This is a genomic window from Pirellulales bacterium, from assembly GCA_036267355.1.
GTDB lineage: Bacteria > Planctomycetota > Planctomycetia > Pirellulales > DATAWG01 > DATAWG01.
The window spans coordinates 13,454-29,287 of record DATAWG010000105.1; the positions used below are offsets into that span (position 1 = coordinate 13,454).

General features: G+C 60.3%; 14 protein-coding genes and 1 tRNA gene. 4 read left to right on the forward strand and 11 right to left on the reverse strand.

Going from position 1 to position 15,834, the window contains the following annotated elements; genetic code table 11:
• Positions 1 to 361 precede the first annotated feature (361 nt).
• Positions 362 to 1,657 (forward strand): threonine synthase, encoded by a 1,296-nt coding sequence (gene thrC / locus VHX65_16635; protein HEX4000183.1) that lies wholly within the window; start codon positions 362 to 364, stop codon positions 1,655 to 1,657.
• Positions 1,658 to 2,418: 761 nt separating this feature from the next.
• Here the strand turns inward: thrC and VHX65_16640 are convergent.
• The 4 genes from VHX65_16640 to VHX65_16655 form a co-directional block, all read right to left on the reverse strand.
• Positions 2,419 to 3,318, reverse strand: coding sequence for a cation diffusion facilitator family transporter (locus VHX65_16640; protein ID HEX4000184.1), 900 nt, complete (start codon positions 3,316 to 3,318; stop codon positions 2,419 to 2,421).
• A 213-nt stretch (positions 3,319 to 3,531) separates the two neighbouring features.
• Positions 3,532 to 3,846 (reverse strand): hypothetical protein, encoded by a 315-nt coding sequence (locus VHX65_16645; GenBank protein HEX4000185.1) that lies wholly within the window; start codon positions 3,844 to 3,846, stop codon positions 3,532 to 3,534.
• Positions 3,847 to 4,298: 452 nt separating this feature from the next.
• Complete coding sequence (gene nagB, locus VHX65_16650) at positions 4,299 to 6,194, reverse strand: glucosamine-6-phosphate deaminase (GenBank protein ID HEX4000186.1); 1,896 nt, start codon at positions 6,192 to 6,194, stop codon at positions 4,299 to 4,301.
• 145 nt (positions 6,195 to 6,339) lie between these two features.
• Positions 6,340 to 6,552, reverse strand: coding sequence for a hypothetical protein (locus VHX65_16655; protein HEX4000187.1), 213 nt, complete (start codon positions 6,550 to 6,552; stop codon positions 6,340 to 6,342).
• Positions 6,553 to 6,940: 388 nt separating this feature from the next.
• Between VHX65_16655 and VHX65_16660 the strand changes: the two genes are divergently transcribed.
• Positions 6,941 to 7,012 (forward strand) — tRNA-Cys (locus VHX65_16660).
• A 1,406-nt stretch (positions 7,013 to 8,418) separates the two neighbouring features.
• Here VHX65_16660 and VHX65_16665 read toward each other — a convergent pair.
• Both VHX65_16665 and VHX65_16670 read right to left on the reverse strand, forming a co-directional pair.
• Positions 8,419 to 8,640 (reverse strand): helix-turn-helix transcriptional regulator, encoded by a 222-nt coding sequence (locus tag VHX65_16665; protein ID HEX4000188.1) that lies wholly within the window; start codon positions 8,638 to 8,640, stop codon positions 8,419 to 8,421.
• Positions 8,641 to 8,662: 22 nt separating this feature from the next.
• Entirely contained in the window at positions 8,663 to 9,076 is a 414-nt protein-coding gene (locus VHX65_16670) for a helix-turn-helix domain-containing protein (protein HEX4000189.1), read from the reverse strand.
• 203 nt (positions 9,077 to 9,279) lie between these two features.
• Here VHX65_16670 and VHX65_16675 point away from each other — a divergent pair, with 203 nt between their 5' ends.
• A complete protein-coding gene (locus VHX65_16675; GenBank protein ID HEX4000190.1) occupies positions 9,280 to 9,885 on the forward strand; it encodes a hypothetical protein in 606 nt (201 codons plus the stop codon).
• Positions 9,886 to 9,897: 12 nt separating this feature from the next.
• Here VHX65_16675 and VHX65_16680 read toward each other — a convergent pair whose 3' ends face one another.
• Positions 9,898 to 11,502: a phage tail length tape measure family protein gene (locus VHX65_16680; GenBank protein HEX4000191.1), complete on the reverse strand. Its 1,605-nt coding sequence runs from the start codon at positions 11,500 to 11,502 to the stop codon at positions 9,898 to 9,900.
• Here VHX65_16680 and VHX65_16685 point away from each other — a divergent pair.
• Positions 11,437 to 11,616 carry a hypothetical protein gene (locus VHX65_16685; protein HEX4000192.1) on the forward strand — a complete coding sequence of 60 codons (180 nt, stop codon included), beginning with the start codon at positions 11,437 to 11,439 and terminating at the stop codon, positions 11,614 to 11,616. The genes VHX65_16680 and VHX65_16685 overlap by 66 nt on opposite strands.
• Positions 11,617 to 11,858: 242 nt before the next feature.
• Here VHX65_16685 and VHX65_16690 read toward each other — a convergent pair whose 3' ends face one another.
• From VHX65_16690 to VHX65_16705, 4 genes are all read right to left on the reverse strand, one after another.
• A complete protein-coding gene (locus VHX65_16690) occupies positions 11,859 to 12,128 on the reverse strand; it encodes a hypothetical protein (GenBank protein ID HEX4000193.1) in 270 nt (89 codons plus the stop codon).
• On the reverse strand, positions 12,125 to 12,670 hold the full coding sequence (locus tag VHX65_16695) for a hypothetical protein (protein ID HEX4000194.1): 546 nt from the start codon (positions 12,668 to 12,670) through the stop codon (positions 12,125 to 12,127). The genes VHX65_16690 and VHX65_16695 overlap by 4 nt, the downstream gene beginning before the upstream one ends.
• Positions 12,671 to 12,759: 89 nt before the next feature.
• The gene (locus VHX65_16700) at positions 12,760 to 13,488 is read right to left on the reverse strand and encodes an HK97 family phage prohead protease (GenBank protein ID HEX4000195.1); all 729 of its coding nucleotides are present in this window, start codon (positions 13,486 to 13,488) and stop codon (positions 12,760 to 12,762) included.
• 217 nt (positions 13,489 to 13,705) lie between these two features.
• Entirely contained in the window at positions 13,706 to 15,823 is a 2,118-nt protein-coding gene (locus tag VHX65_16705; protein HEX4000196.1) for a phage/plasmid primase, P4 family, read from the reverse strand.
• Between the last annotated feature and the right edge of the window lie 11 nt (positions 15,824 to 15,834).

Below are 15,834 nucleotides of genomic sequence, written 5' to 3' on the forward strand. Positions count from 1 at the left end.
CTTCGGCCCGGTAGTTTAGCGGAACCGGGCAATTTTCGCCACGCCGATCCTGCTTGCCGGCTCGCTTCGGAACATGCGTTGCTTACCGAGAGAGTATGCCTTGCCCGGCATCGGAAGCTCACCTAGACTAAAACTCCACGCGTCGTTTTGGCCTGGGCGTCTCGCCCCTGATCGTTGATCGACCCCGCGCTGCTTTCTGTCAGGTTGGAAAACCTGCCCTACATAGACAATCGCCGCAGGAGAATCGCCCATTAGCGTCGCAGCTTCTACGAATGTCGCTTTCCAACGGTGCATTTCGCCCGGCTGCGGAGCTACCTATGGCGTCGATGAGGCCCGCGTCGCTTGCGAATGCGGAAATTTGTTGGATGTCAGCTACGATTGGGAGCGCCTCCGGCCGCCCGATTCCTGGAAGCACTTTGAAGCCAAATGGTCGCGCCGCCGCGATCCGTTGTGCTTGAGCGGCGTATGGCGGTTTCACGAACTGCTGCCGTTCGCGCCGCCATCGAAAGTCGTGACCGTCGGCGAAGGGCAAACGCTGTTGCTCCCTGCCGATCCGGTCGCCCGCTATGTCGGCTTGGATGCCGGTCGGTTGTTCTTGCAATACGAAGGATTGAATCCGTCGGGCAGCTTTAAAGACAATGGCATGTCGGCCGCATTTACGCATGCCCATATGATCGGGGCCACGCGGGCGGCATGCGCCTCCACCGGCAATACAAGCGCATCGCTGGCGCTCTACTGTGCCGTAAGCCGGTTGATGAAGGCCCTGATCTTCATCGGCAGCGGCAAGATTTCGTACGGCAAACTGTCGCAGGCCCTCGACTACGGCGCGCTAACCGTCCAAATTGCCGGTGATTTCGACGACGCCATGCAGCGGGTCCAGGAAGTGTCGCGGCAGTTGGGCATCTATTTGGTCAACAGCGTCAATCCCTTTCGCTTGGAAGGGCAGAAGACGATCATGTATCGCGTGCTCGAGGGCTTAGGCTGGGAAGTGCCCGATTGGATCGTTGTGCCGGGAGGCAATCTTGGCAACTCAAGCGCGTTCGGAAAGGCATTCGCCGAATTGCATAAAATTGGCTTGATCGACCGCGTGCCGCGATTGGCCGTGATCAACGCCGCCGGCGCCAATACGCTTTACGAACTTTATGAACAGCGTGGCTTGCGCTGGAATGGCGGCGATCCGGATATGTCGCTCGTGTCGGTGCACAAAGCCGAAATGGAAGCTGCCGCACGCCGGGCGTCGACGATCGCCAGCGCCATCGAAATCAATCGGCCCGTGAATCTCACCAAGTGCCTGCGGGCCTTGGACATCTGCGACGGCGTCGTGCGCGAAGTATCCGACCAGGATATTCTCGACGCCAAGGCCCAAGTCGGCGCGGGCGGTTTCGGTTGCGAACCGGCCAGCGCCGCAAGCGTCGCGGGCGCCAAGCTATTGATCTCGCAACAGGTGATCGCACCCGATGAGCGCGTCGTGTGCATTCTCACCGGGCATCAATTGAAAGATCCCACCGCCACGGTCGCCTATCACACGACCGACCAATCGCAGTTCAACCAAGTGCTCGGCAGCCGCGGCGTGAAACGGGCGTTGTTCGCAAATCGTGCCGTGGCGGTGAACAACGATCTGGACGAAATTATCAAGGCGATCCAGCTCTATAGCTAGCGCCGCCTCGCGGCAGAGCCGCAACCAACGTAGTAGGCACACTCCGTGTGCCGGCGGCGAAGCCGATTCGCGCACGCCCGCAGTCAGACGCCGCTAAAACGCTGATCCATCGATCCTAACTATGCTTGCTCGCGGTCGAAACGCTCGAACGGCATGGTGGCACGCGTTTCAAGTGGCCGACGGCATACGGAGTATGCCTGCTACGTAGTAGGCACACTCCGTGTGCCGGCGGCGATGCCGATTCGCGTACGCCCGCAGTCAGACGCCGCTAAAACGCTGCTCCATCGATCCTAACTATTCTTGCTCGCGGTCGAAACGCTCGAACGGCATGGTGGCACGCGTTTCAAGTGGCCGACGGCATACGGAGTATGCCTGCTACGTAGTAGGCACACTCCGTGTGCCGGCGGCGACGCCGATTCGCGCTCGCTCGCAAGCAGACGCCGCTAAAATGCTGTTCCTTCAACCGATCCCGCACCTGCGCATGCTTGCTCGCGGTCGAAACGCTCGAACGGCATGGTGGCACGCGTTTCAAGTGGCCGACGGCATACGGAGTATGCCTGCTACATAGTAGGCACACTCCGTGTGCCGGCGGCGACGCCGATTCGCGCTCGCCCGCAATCGGACGCCGCTAAAACACTGCTCCATCGATCCTCCGCATCTGCGCATCGGCTCGATTGGTCGAGCCACGGCTCACTTGAGCAGAGCCTTCAGCCTCGTTCACTTGCTCCGACGTCGCTCGAGCAGCCATGCAACCTTTCGCGTCACGCACAGGGCGGCCGTTTCGCTCCGGCGCGGAGCGTGCAATACATTTCGTTCGATTCGTGCCCTTCGACTTCCACCTGCACCGTCGAGTGGTTGATATTGAATTCGACGTGCAGGCGGTCGACCACCGAGCGAATCACCTGTTGCCCCTCGCGAATGCTCTGCTCGGCCACGACGATGTGGCAACTGCAGGCGATCACGCCAGGGCCAACCGTCCACACGTGCAGGTCGTGCACTCCCTCGACACCGCCGACATTGCCGATCGCCCGTTCGACCATTGCCATGTCGATGCCCGCGGGCGTGCCTTCGAGCAAAATCGTCACGCTTTCTTTCAAAATGCCCCAACTGCTCGCCAGCACCAGCCCCGCGATCGCGAGCGATGCGATCGGATCTGCAATCGAAATTCCGGTCGTCGCCACGACGATGCCGGCCACCACGACGCCGCATGCCGAAAGCGCGTCGCCGAGCATATGCAGATAAGCGCTGCGAAGATTGATGTCGTGCTTGGCCTCCGAGCGGAGCCAGAAGCTGATTACCACATTCATGCCGATTGCGGCCAGGGCGACGCCGACCATCACCCAGCCTTGCGGCGCTTCCGGATGCCGCAGGCGCGCGATTGCATCGGCGAGAATCAGGATCGCGATTAGGACCAGGGAAACCGCATTCACCAGGGCCACGAGAATGCCGACGCGATGGTAGCCGAAGGTCATGCCCTGATGGGACGGCTTGCTGGCGATCCAGAGGGCATACCAGCTAAAAGCCAAGGCTGCCGCATCGGCAAAGTTGTGTCCGGCATCGGACAAGAGGGCAAGGCTGTGTACCGCGGCGCCGGCAATCGCTTCGCCGAGGACGAAGGCCAGCGTCAGCGATACGGCAAGGCCAAGCTTCCAGCGCGACATGTCCGCCGTCGCGCTGTGGCATGCATGACCATGGGCATGCGAAGATTCGACAGAACCGCGGTGCGAATGGCCATCTCCATGCCCACCGCAATCCTGATGATCGTGGGCATGCGAGTGATCGTGCATCGGTAGGAGAAAGCGGTAGGAACCGAATTCACGGTTGCTGTTTCTCGCCGGGATTGCTAGCACGACCGCATTAACGACCGGCTTTGCTCAAACAATGCCGGTCGAAGGATCGGTCAGCCAGACGAGTTCTCGCACGGGGCGCTTCTTTCCGCGGATGGGCTTGTTTTGCACCAATTCAGCCGCGATGATTTCGCCCGGCGAGTCTCCCATTTCCGGGGCCACAACCACGACGCGGGGCAAATCCGGATCGCTGGCGATCAGTTCGCGAAACCGTTTTTCAACTTGCTGCCGCACGGTTCCCGGCGTAACGTCCTTGAACGACGCCGCTTTAAAGCGCACAAGGCCTGTTCCGTTGAATCCGCCCCCTTGGAGGTGGTAAAGATGAATCGCCATCGTTCGCATGGGAGAAATCAAATAGCTGGCCCGTAAAGCAGTCGTTATGGTCGAACCCATCCCATCCCCCATCGGCAATGAAGCTTCGGCAATCGAAAAGATTGGATCAGAAACGCCGCAAATCGACGATTCTGCCTTATTGTATAGGCTAATCCCCCGCTGGGCCATGCCCGAAATCTAGAGACTTTTGGTCAATTTTGAACGACGGGCCCGTGCGCGTACCAATTTGAGCCCGGCTTGAAGACTGGCCGAGAAGGGCCCCCCGCCTGTGCAGTGTCTGCGGCGACCGTCTTTTATCGAACACGCCCAGCTGGCTTCGTTCACTTACCACCGAGTCATCGGGAACGCCGAAACGACAAAGCCAAGTCGAAGGGTCATGTGCTTCACCACCGCTGCCCTCGGCGTCCTCGGTGACTCGGTGGTTAGCTGCCGGCGAGTATGAGACACGACAGTAGCAGCCGTCAAATCTGGGCGCCGTTCCAGCGGACGAATCCCTCGATGGCAAAGAATTCCGGCAGGCCGAGGCGATTGTAGACGTCGGCGGTGTGGCGGTTTCTTTCCTCGGCCCGTTGCCAGAATTCGCGCGGATCGTCGGGCCCGGGAAACAAGGCCCGGTCTTTCTGCGACTCGTGGCAGAAAATCGCGGCCCGCTTCCGCTCCAAGTCGCCGGGGCTGAGCGGCACGGCAACGTCGATTTCATGGGCCGCCCATTCCTGCCACGCCCCGCGATACAAGAACACGTCAGGCCGAATTCCCCCTGCTTGCTCGAGCTGCTGCATCGCCCGCAAAATCGCTTCGGCGCACAGCCGGTGCGTGCCGTGCGGATCGGAGAGGTCGCCGGCCAGATAGATCTGATCCGGCCGAAGCTGCTCGATCAATTCGCGCACGATGCGAATATCGTCGTCCGAGAGCGGGCGTTTGGCGATGGTGCCGGTCTGGTAGAACGGCAAATCCAAGAAGTGCAGGCATTCCTCGCAACAGCCGGCCTCGATGGCCCCGGCTTTCGCCTCGCTCCAACGGATGAGAGCCTTGATCCGCAACACGGCCTCGCCATCCGGTTGCCCCGGCTTCTTCGCGCTCAGCGAGTGGTTCACTTCCTCTTCGACATGCAACGATTTCTCGCAATCGATGCCGAACAAGCGATTGTATTCGGCCAGCAGATCGGCCGCCCGCCGGGCGTCGTCGTCGAACACGGCGATATTGCCGCTCGTCATATACGCCACGTGCACTTCATGCCCATCCTCGCAGAGCCGAATCAAGGTGCCTCCCATGCTGATCACGTCATCGTCGGGATGGGGGCTGAAGCACAGGATTCGCTTCTTGGCCGTGCTGGCCGGATGGTCTGCAATGGTGTCCATCATCCATTGGAAAACGCGCTTCGCGAGCCGCTCGGCCGGCCCGTGATGCCGTAGCAACTGATGCAGGTTGTGCTTGCGGAAATCATTGTCGTCGAGCCGCAAGAGGGCCTTGCCGGTTTGCTCGTTGAGCCAGATCACGGCCCGCTTGATCATCGAATCGGTCCAGTCGACATTGCCGAGCACCCACGGCGTCATCACACCGGTCAGCGCGGCCGCGGCGGCATCATCGAGCAGAAACGTCGCATCGGCATGCTCGCGGAGAAGGGCCGCTGGCACGCGATCGGTCAGCGGCCCTTCGACCGCTTCACGAACGATCTTGGCCTTCTGCTCGCCGTGTGCGATGAGGATGATCTTGCGCGATTCGAGAATCGTCGCCAGCCCCATCGTAATGGCTTGCGTGGGCACGTGTTCTTCACTGAAAAAATCGCTGGCCGCCCCTTTGCGCGTGACCGAGTCGAGCGTCACCAACCGAGTGCGACTGTTGCGCTGGCTGAACGGTTCGTTGAAACCGATATGCCCGTTGCGGCCGATGCCGAGCAGCATGATATCGATGCCGCCGCCCGCGGCGATGGCCGCCTCGTAGTGCTTGCAATGCGCTTCGACATATTCGGGCGGCACGGTGCCGTCGGGAATGTGGATATTCTCCGGCGGGATGTTGACATGGTTGAAAAAATGCTCGCGCATCCAACGGTGGTAGCTTTGCAATTGCGTCGGCTGCAGGCCGTAATATTCATCGAGATTGAACGTGACGACCTGCGAAAGATCGAGCCCTTCTTCGCGATGCAATCGGATCAACTCGCGATAGACGCCCACGGGCGTCGAGCCCGTCGGCAGGCCGAGCATGGCATGCGCTCCGGCGGCGTTCCGCTGGCGAACGATGCCCGCCACGGTTTGGGCGACATAGCGGGCCAGATCGCGATTGGAATCGAACACGCAACAGGGGACTTGTGTTCCATCAATGCGGCGCGCACGGGGCACGGCAGGAGCGGCTTGAAGCATGGTTGGCGCGGAGAGTTTAATTTAGGATACGCAATAAATGGCCGCCGACCGCCATTGTGACAGGAAAAACACCGCCAGCCAAGCGTTTCCGGGCGCGGTACAGGAAAAAACCGCGACTCCGTCACGGATGCGGTTCGCCGGATTCTCAGGCCGCCCTGCGAACCGGGAGCGCCACCGGCGCGTCGACCATTCGTTGGGCGATGATGCGGCCAACGACGTATTCCAAGGCCTGCTCGACGAGTTCGCCGCAGCTCGCCGCCGGTACCACGTCGTCGGTGCGCGACAGCAAATCAATTTCCGCAGCCACGGCCATCCGAGCGCGAGCGCGAGCGTATCCGCGGGCTTCGGAGAGCGTCATGCCTAACATTCGATCTCCAACAGCCGCAGCAGCTTGAGGAAGCGAACGCCGCCCGATCGCGGCGGCCAAGCGTGCCAGCCGTCGTCGAGCGTGCAACGGAAACACGAGAGCGAGTAGAGGCATGAGAATCCGTTCCAAATAGAGTTTGCGGTCGCCAATCCGTGGCCGCCGTGTAGGTCAGGCTTTCCAGCCTGACGCCGTTTCGGTTGCCGCGGATCGGAGCCCAAGACGCGTCGAATTCGGACCCGGGAGCAATGTGCGATCCAGCAATGGGAAAGATCGTGCGATGTGTGGCGGAAACTCAAGACGGGACGAGCAATTGGGAATTCTAGGCACAACAGGCTTCTCTTGACCCAACCGCAAGCTTTCCCTAAGTTATCGCTGGTTCGGCGCCGTCGCCAAGAGGCTAAGGCAGCGGATTGCAAATCCGCCATCGTGGGTTCGACTCCCACCGGCGCCTTTTTCGCAAGCACTCGCATCTACGCGCAACGGCTTGCAATAAAGCCTTGCATCTAAACCGTTTGCGTCGCCGGCTTGATTCGCCGCTATCTCTGATTCGTCGCAAGCGGTCGCAACCAGTTTCGCCATCCCAGGGACTGTTTCGCACGGTCCGTACTGCATTAGTACTGCGCGCCCGCCATCGGTCCCCGTCGCTTTCATCGACTCGGGCTGCTGCTTTTGGCCAATGTGCGACGGCAACGCATCGAGCGCGCCGCTAATATCATGCAGGCGGGCATGGGCGTAGCGGCCGATTGTCAGCACCGGCGTCGAGTGGCGGGCAAGCTCTTGGGCCGTTTTCACGGAAACGCCGCTGGCCACCACGGCAGAAATATAAGCGTGTCGAGTCGAGTGGAAATCGGCAATTTCGCCGGCAGCGTTCACGTAGGCCAGGAAATCAGATTTGATGCGGCCCTTCCGCTCGGCCGCCTCGCCGGCCGCCTCGATCCACGCGTCGCGGGCTTTCTTCAAGTCGCTCCGCATCATGCGGGCCGTGTCGCCGGGTAGACGGGCGAAAACTTTCTCGCCGCCCACGAATCGTTCCAGCCACGGGCGAAGTAATTCAGCAAGATCGGCCCGGATCGGCTGCACGTCGATTTTTTGCCGCTTGGCGAATACCGTGATTGTCGGCGGGGATGTGTCAAGGTTGAATGACGCATGTGTGAGCCGCCGCAATTCACTGGCACGGAATCCGGTGCCAAGAGCGACACGGTATACCATTGCACGGTCCGGGCCGCTGATTCGATGCTCTGGCGCCGTGTAGTTCTCGGCCGATGCCAGAAGGCATTCGATCTCACGTTCGCTTAGCTCGCGCCGAACGTGCCGACGGTCGGACGCTTCATTGAAGCCATCTTCGCCGGCCAGGAAATCGTCGGCGGATAGTTTTTGCTCTTTCAGCCACCGAGAGAACGCCTTGATCGCCGTCAGATAGCTGTTGCACGTTCGCGGGCTGGCCGTCCGTGACGCCGCCGATTGCCGTAACGATGCGATCGCACGTCGCACAGCGGGGGCAGTTAGATCGGCGATACGTTCAGCCTTGCATTGCTTCACGATCCAACGGATCTGGCGGCACGTCTGAATGACGTGCTTTTCAGAGCGTGACTTGTCGCGTAGGTGCCGCTCGAAATCGGCAACGTGCGCACCGACCGGCCGCCGGCCCTCCGTCGAGAGCCGCTCAAGCGTGGCGTCAATCAAGCCGTCGCGGCGCGCCGCTTCGTCCGCTTCCCACTTGGCCGCAAGCCGCTTCGCGGTTGCGTAGTCCGTGGTTCCGGACGATTTAGGTTTCTGCTGGCCGTTGCGGTCGATGACCGCCATTACCCATTTTCCGGCACTGCCAGGGCCACCACGTTTATAGACCGATGCCATGATTCACTCCCTTGTCGCCTTGGGGCCTTTTGAGGAAAGGCTGAATTGCAGATAGTCGGCAAGCTTGTCCAGGGTTTCGAGCGTGAAACCAAGCCGACCGTTCATAAATCGCGACAGAACGGATTGCTCGATTCCAGTGTGCTTCGCAATCTGGTAGCGACTCACGCCGGAATCTTCGATCGCCCGTCGAATCTGATCGGTGAACTTTGGACGCGGCTTTGCCATGCCGACATTCTAGCAGCGCTTGCTATGGCGTCAAGCATCCGTTGGCAGAAATCCATTCGCGGAGCATCGTCGGGCAGTAGCGCACGAGATGGCCAACCTTCACGCTCGGAATGGTGCTTGATTTGGTGAGAGACCAGAGCGTCCGCGGCGAGATGCCGAGCCGCTCTGCCGCCTCGCCGGCGTCCCAAAGCAGCTGGCCATCGGGCTGCGATCGGCACCAAGCGAGCAACTTGCCGAAAGCGGCGAGTGTTGCGGTTTGCGTCGGATCGTCGCCGAGATCGGCAACTATAATGTCGCCGGCACCGAGTCGGAGAGCGGCGAGCGACGCTTCGCGGACGGCCGCCTTGCCGGCTTTGCCAACTTGCACGGCGTCGAATTGTGCGTGCAGCCAGGCCGCGAAGCGGGGCACGGTATCGAGCGGTTTGGATTTTGGCATTAGGAAACCTTGCGATGTCTTCGACTACGCCAACTCAAGATTGAAGTCAACGACCAACGCTCGCGGCCGTCAAACTGCCTCGACGCCGGAAACGACTCTGCCTCGATCCGATTTGCGGCGTGCTTGACGCCGCGGTGCGGCGCCCGTTAAGGTAGAAGCGGCGTCTTTTATTCTGGAGGGAGACGTTTTCGGAGGGCAGTTCGATGCAGGTCACAGGTGGGAACGTCGGCCGCAGAAACGCACGCATCGGTCCGACCGGTTCAATCACGGTTTCAGGCGGACAGTTTTTCTTGCCGGAGCGAATTCGCGGCATTCAAATCATCGACCGCGAAAGCAGTGTCAACTTTTGGAACGCGGCCGGGAACATCGCTCTTGGCGATATGCTGGCCGGTTCGACCGGTGAAGTTATCGGGGCGATTCTGACCCGTCCGAAAGAAACGCTGACCGTTGCCGTCTCGCTATGGTGGGATAAGGTGATTGTCGCAACGGCCACGCACGACGAGTTCCGCACCCTTGCGGCCGCCGCCGCGGTCAATGGTGGCCGGGAACCTCCGCGGCCGACTGCGATCGAAAACACCGACCCGCAAGATTGGCTTGTAGATGAACACGCTGCCGGCAGCCCGGCAAACGCGGGCGAATTTCTCGCCGATCTTGAACGGCATTACGACAAGCAACTCCGCTTGCGGAGAACGCGCGGACTGGGGCGCCTCGCGATGGTGGCCATTATCGCCGTCCTGCTCGCTACGGCGATCGCCGCAGCCTATTGCCTGTGCGAAGCGCTCCGGCACTTGCCGGGGCCCGGTCATTGAGTCAATCAAATGTCACATGCTGACCGTTTCACTGACGCCCATTTGGCCCGCGATATTTTGAAGCGTCTGTGATATTTGATCGAAGCTGGTGGCGTCTTTCAGCATTTGGTCAAGCTGTTTTTGGGCGACCGCCAGCATTGGATTCTCGGCCGAATTGCGGCTGTTACGCAGGGCAGCCGAATAGGCTTCGGAACTTCCTTGCGAGAGCGCGGCCGCAGCGACGGGGTGTTGCATGGAAGCTCGCGCTAGATTTTCCAACGCCGCGCGGCCAGCGAGTCCGGCGCTCATCGGATCGAGGGCATGGTTGGCCACCAACGTTTGCAACTCGCGAAGCGTCGCCTGGAATCTTTGGAGAGGGGTCATAATCGATTCGCGGATTGAAGCCGCGTGGCTCTCCATGTCGCGCCGCTGGCGCTCCGCCTCTTCGGCCGCCTCTTTGGCTGACTCGCTGAATTGTCCGGCGGCCTCGTTGGATCGCAATGCTTCAAGGATTTTTTCGAGTCGCGGAATGGCTGCCATCAATTGAGACATGCGGACGCTTTCGGCATCGGTCACTTGGTGGACAGCTCCCCCATACGGGGTACTAGCCGATTTCAACAAGTGTGCCAACTCGGCTTGTTCCTTCCAAAGTCGATTTTGGACTTCGGCCATAGTCGATTGCTGACTCAATTCACTTCGCGCCCGCTTTATCAAAGCGGCGTCCTCTTCATCCTCCTTGCGTGCAAGACGGCTCGCGGCCTCAGTGGCTTCTCTCAAGGCCTCGGCATAACGCTTTGCTGCTCTGATCGGTGCTTCGTGTGCCTCGGCTGCGCGTTCCGCAATAGCCTGAGACGCGTGGTATGCCTCATTGCTCGCCTGCACAAATTCGGTCAAGCCGGCTGCCACGACTCCAATAGCGGGGGCGGCCTCCGCAATCTCGGGTGCAAAGTCCAACACTTTGGAGCCGACCGACTTCAGGGACTGGACCACCTTGCCTATCGCGCCCGACGCTTGCGCAATGCCGTTGATCGAGCCTGCGACCGCCGTCACGGCGGGGAGCACTACTTTTCCCATCGTTGCGGCCAGGTCTTCATAGTCGTTTTTGAGTTGCTTCAATGCGCCCCCGGCCGTCTTAGCGGCTGCCACGGCGGAGTCGCCAATCTTCGCGTTGACCGCGGCGATGATTTCCGCCTGGGCCTTGGCCACTTGGCCGGTGTCCACAAGATTTTGAATGACGGCCTTTTGCTGCGCGCTGAACTGCACGCCCATTTTTGCGAGCGCTCGCAGACCGTCCGCCGGATTTTCCAGGGCCCGGCCGAGGTGTTCAGCGGCCGTGGACAAATCCATATTGAACACAGTCGCCAAGTCGGCGGCCGCCTTCATCGCCGCCTCGAAATTGTCGCCGCGGATGCTGCTGAATGTCGCCAGGACGGTTTCGGCGGACGCAGCGGCCTCGCGGGAAAACGTCGTGACGCTGGATAGCCCTTTGGCAATCTGCTCCATGCCATCCGCATTGAAGCCGGCCGCCTCGCCGGTGGCGCGCAAGACGGCTGCCAGTTTGGCTTGCGTCTCTTGGGCTTGCATCGCCTTTTCGATCATCCCGCCGAGCCCGAAGCCGGCGACGCCAACGCCGAGCATCTCGCCGACACCCTTGGCATGCTCGCCGAGTTCGGCGAGACTCTTGGCAAAATCTTCATGCTCTTTGCGGGCCTTGCGCAGCCCTTCGACGAATTTGGCGCTGTTGAGCGCTAGATCGACATCCAGCGAAGCAATCGTTGACATACCCTATCCTCGAATCGGTAACACATCTACGGCCACGGCGCGGCCGCAGTCGTCATGCGTCAAACTGAATTCGACCCGAACGTCAGCGATGCCACGTTGCACGCCGGGCGCAGAGGTCCAAAGAAAATACCACCGGCAATGATTCGCGATGATCCAGCCGCCACGCTGCGAACATTGTCCGGCATCGATCCGGCCGCGGTGACGGGTTGCTGTCATCGTCGGGCCTCGATCGATCGTTCGGTTTCGGCCAGGCCGATGCTGTCGAGTCGCCATTTCGCTCGCCGCATCGCAACATCTTCCTGCCGTTTCAATTGGCCGAGCGTCATCGACGCTGGATCGTCACAGTCGGGCGACGCCCGAGTCTCCAGTTCCAAAACGCGGAGTTCGGCATCTTCGCGTTCCAATTGTTCGCGGCTTTTGCGAAGCAGCGCCTTCAAATCATGGCCTTCGCGATCAGCCCGCTCGATTTTAGTTTCAATCATGCGAGCGTGTGGCCTCCGCGTTCGACTTCTGCATACCAGGCGGCGAGGCGTGAGTTGCAGTCGGTTATCAATCCGGGGTGCAGAGGCCAACCAAAATGTCCCAGCTTGGAGCCGCCAAGGCCGTTTTGATTGAGGGCGTCGTAGAACGTGTCGAGGCGGCTGGCCGCGGCGCCAAAAGCTTTGGCTGTGTCGGCGACGGCCTGAAGAAGTTTTTGATGCTCATTGGGCAGGCCCGCGGAGTCGATCAATTCAGATCTGGCCTCCCGCTCCGCGTCTCGGATGACGAGAAGCTGCCGGTCGATCGCGTTTCGCAACACGGCGATTTTCAACCCGGCTTGGGTTCGGGCATCGTTGCTGGTTTCAACGCGAATCCGGCCGGGATCGTCGCCGGCAAGGTACGCCGCTTCCGCTTTGGCAAGCGAATTCGTTTGGACGGGGGCCGCGGCGTAGGTGTCCTTGGCGTCGCGCAGCTGCTGCCGGAGCCGTGCTAACAACAGCACGGCGGACGCAACGACGGGATGGTCCCACAATTTCGGAATCATTCGACTTCCTTCAATTTGGCCTTGGTCGGACGCAACCGCAGAGGCCGGACTGCGGGGCGCGTTTGGAGAAAAGGAAATTTCATCAAGTGTCAACTCCTGCGAGCGATTTCGAGAAGTCGCAAACGTTCACCGTCGAAGTGGTTCGCACGCATCGCTGGGCGAGCGAGCGAGACCGACGTTTTGGGATATGCCGGGCATGCAACTACCGAAACGTCACTTAGCCCAGCAAGGCTTTGAATCGTTCTAATACGCTGGGTGCCCGTGTATGCCCAAGAGTCGCCGCGCGCGGCGACCATGAAGCCAAAACTGCATCCGTTCAGGTCGCCTCTACGCACTAACTCTGAAACAGAGCGTGCAAGCTCTGTGTCGGGCAGCAGGTCGCGGAAAGCGAGTCCGTGCGAATCTTCCCAAACTTGCAAGGTGCCTGCGGAGCGTCGCCCCAGCAGCTTGCTTGGATCGTGATCTACGAGGAAGAGAGTATCGGAATCCTCATTCGCGAGCGCGGGGGCAAAACAGCCCGGGGCGAGCATTTCCCGAAACCCACCGAGATCGGCAGAAAGGACGTTGTGAACCGCACCGTAGCCGCTCAGCTCGACGCCGCCGCCGCGACGTTCGGGCGCCGAACGGACCGAGAGCCCTTCAAACGTTGTGCGAAACTCCCAGTCACCGCCGGCCCGGTGGCCTCCTCCCGCCGCTCGGACGGTAGGCGGCATTTCGACCAAATCGGCGAATTCCAGGTCAGTGTTTTTGGTCGCATTCCGCAATTCGGCGTTCCACGAATCGCCCTCCCACGCAGCGGGAGTCCGTTTTTTAAGCATGATTGTTTTGATTATTCCGTTCGTCGCCTGGGCAACAACTGATTTTTCGCGAAAATTCGCGCGGCGTTTGGTTGGCGGTCAGCCGGTCGCACGTCCTAGAAAATTGACCCGCCCCTGGGGTCTGCACGGAGTGAAGGTAGTGCGAAGGCTGGTGAACCACTTTCGCATAACTCTCTCCACGCGAGAGAGCGCATAGAGAAAGTATTCAGAAATCGCCTCACTCCTCTTCACCTTCTTTCACTCGCAGCCTGATTCCATGCCACCGGATGCGCCCCTTGTGAGGTCCGGTTGTATATCGACTGCTCCTAAAGCCGCGGCTGCGGAGCAGCGTCGCAAATTGTTTCGGAGTCATCGCTGGGTTGCCTTCCAAGTCGCGGTATGCCGAGAGCAACTCTGACGCGCCGGCTTCCTCATCGACACTCACAGTACAGCATTCATCAATGAAGCCACCTAATATATTTTCGTCTGCCTTATACGCGTCAGTCGCCTGTCTCGCTTCCGGCGGTGCATTGAGCCCTTTCCGCTGCCACTCCAAACAACCGCGAACGAGCCACGCCAACACGCCAGGCGCCTCTTGGACTAGTTCCTTGCTCAAATCTTTGTTCTGCCGCGCTTCCTCGATCGTCACATTGAACGGCACAAGCTGAATTCGTCGCCAAATTGCATTGTCGCTGCCGCGGATCGCTGGCCGGTGGTTGGTTACCAGCACGAGCTTGTGCGTTGGATCGAATTCCGTGAAGTCCTGATATAGTCGGCGAGCGGTTATCCGATCGCCGCCCGTCAGGCTTTTGACGATTGCCTCGTCCAGCCGGCCATTCTCATCAGTCTCAGAGCAGAATGCGGCCCGCTTGCGAAACAATGCAGCTATCTCGGTCGGATGCCTATCGCGGCCCGCCATAAGTAGCTTTGCAGGCGCCTTCAATCCGTAGCTGCCGAAAATGAAAAGCAACAATTCCATCAGGATGCTTTTTCCGTTCCCACCGAGTCCGTGCCAGATCGGCAGTTTTTGTTCGCGGACGGAGCCGGTCAAAAAATAACCGCACAATCTTTGCACGAACGCGATCAGCGCTTCCGACGCCGCGAAGATTTCTTGTAGGAATTGATCGAATCTTGGACACGTTGCGCCCGGGTCGTATGGCACCGGGCACAATTGCGTGATGTAATCTTCGCGTCGATGGGGTCGGAGTTCACCTGTTCGCAGATTGAGCGTGCCGTTCTCACAATTGAACAACCACGAATCGGCGTCCAATTCCTCCGCTCGAATGGCAACGCTGGGCTCACTGCGAGCCAACGCAAGAAAGTTTGCGATCCCGGTCGCTCCGTTAGTCGCCCGAATGAAGCTCCGCACCTCGCGGAGCGCTTTGTCGTCTATCGCCTTGTGATCGAGCCGACGATACGCTTCCCAAAGCGAAACGGAGTATTGCTTCGCGAGCGATTCGATTGCCCGAACCTCATCGGTGGCCCAGCGGCGGCCGTCGAAGATCAACCATCGCCGCCAGGAATCGCAGTACCGGACGATCAGCCCGTGCCGCGCTTCAAGCCAGGCGACAAACCGCTTTGCATTAGCGAGGTCGTTTCTACCTTCAATTTCGAGCAAGCCGAGCCGCGATGCGGCCACTGCTTCGGCGGCCTTTCTCCACGTCAGATCGAAATATCGTCGGCCGCCTTCGGCGAATTTTCCGATCGACTCGACCAGCGGCCAGACGGCTTCCACATCAAGGCCGCGACGGCTGCATTCCGCAGCTAGCGCGAAATCGGTTTGGCTGCGCTCGCCCGCCAAAGCGTTCGCGCATCGATTGACGAGCGTGGCGAACCATTCGCCAAGTTCCGCCGTCGCAGGCGGCAAGGTGGTCGGTGGCGAGGCGGCCGGCGTCAGTCCCACAGGCCATAATTCGCTGCAGAGCGCGTCGAGTTCGCGTTGCCGATCTTCGATCGTAGCCGGCGACTCGGCATATCGCTGGCCGGTGATGCAGAAAAATCGGCCGCTGCCGTAGATGGCCACCTCAGGCGATTTGGAGCCGAACGTCGGCACGTTCTTCGGCTTGAAAACCGAATGGCCCGGTCGCGGCTTTGCTCGCACGAAAATCTTGACGCCGTATCCACTCGGCGACACTTCACAGTAGCCGCCGAGCCCTTTGACGATCGACTGCGCCCATAGTGTCAGTTTGCCCGTTGCCGGATCGTGGCAGGCGTCCAGGTCGATCCCGCAAAACGAATCGTGTTCGGCGAACACGTAGCCCACGCCATCGCAGCCGAGCCGCTCGCAAGCGGAAACGGCGTCGTCGAAGCTAGCCCACGTCGCGGGATTTGTGCTGGACGCGTTCCGACCAGTCATCGGATTGACCG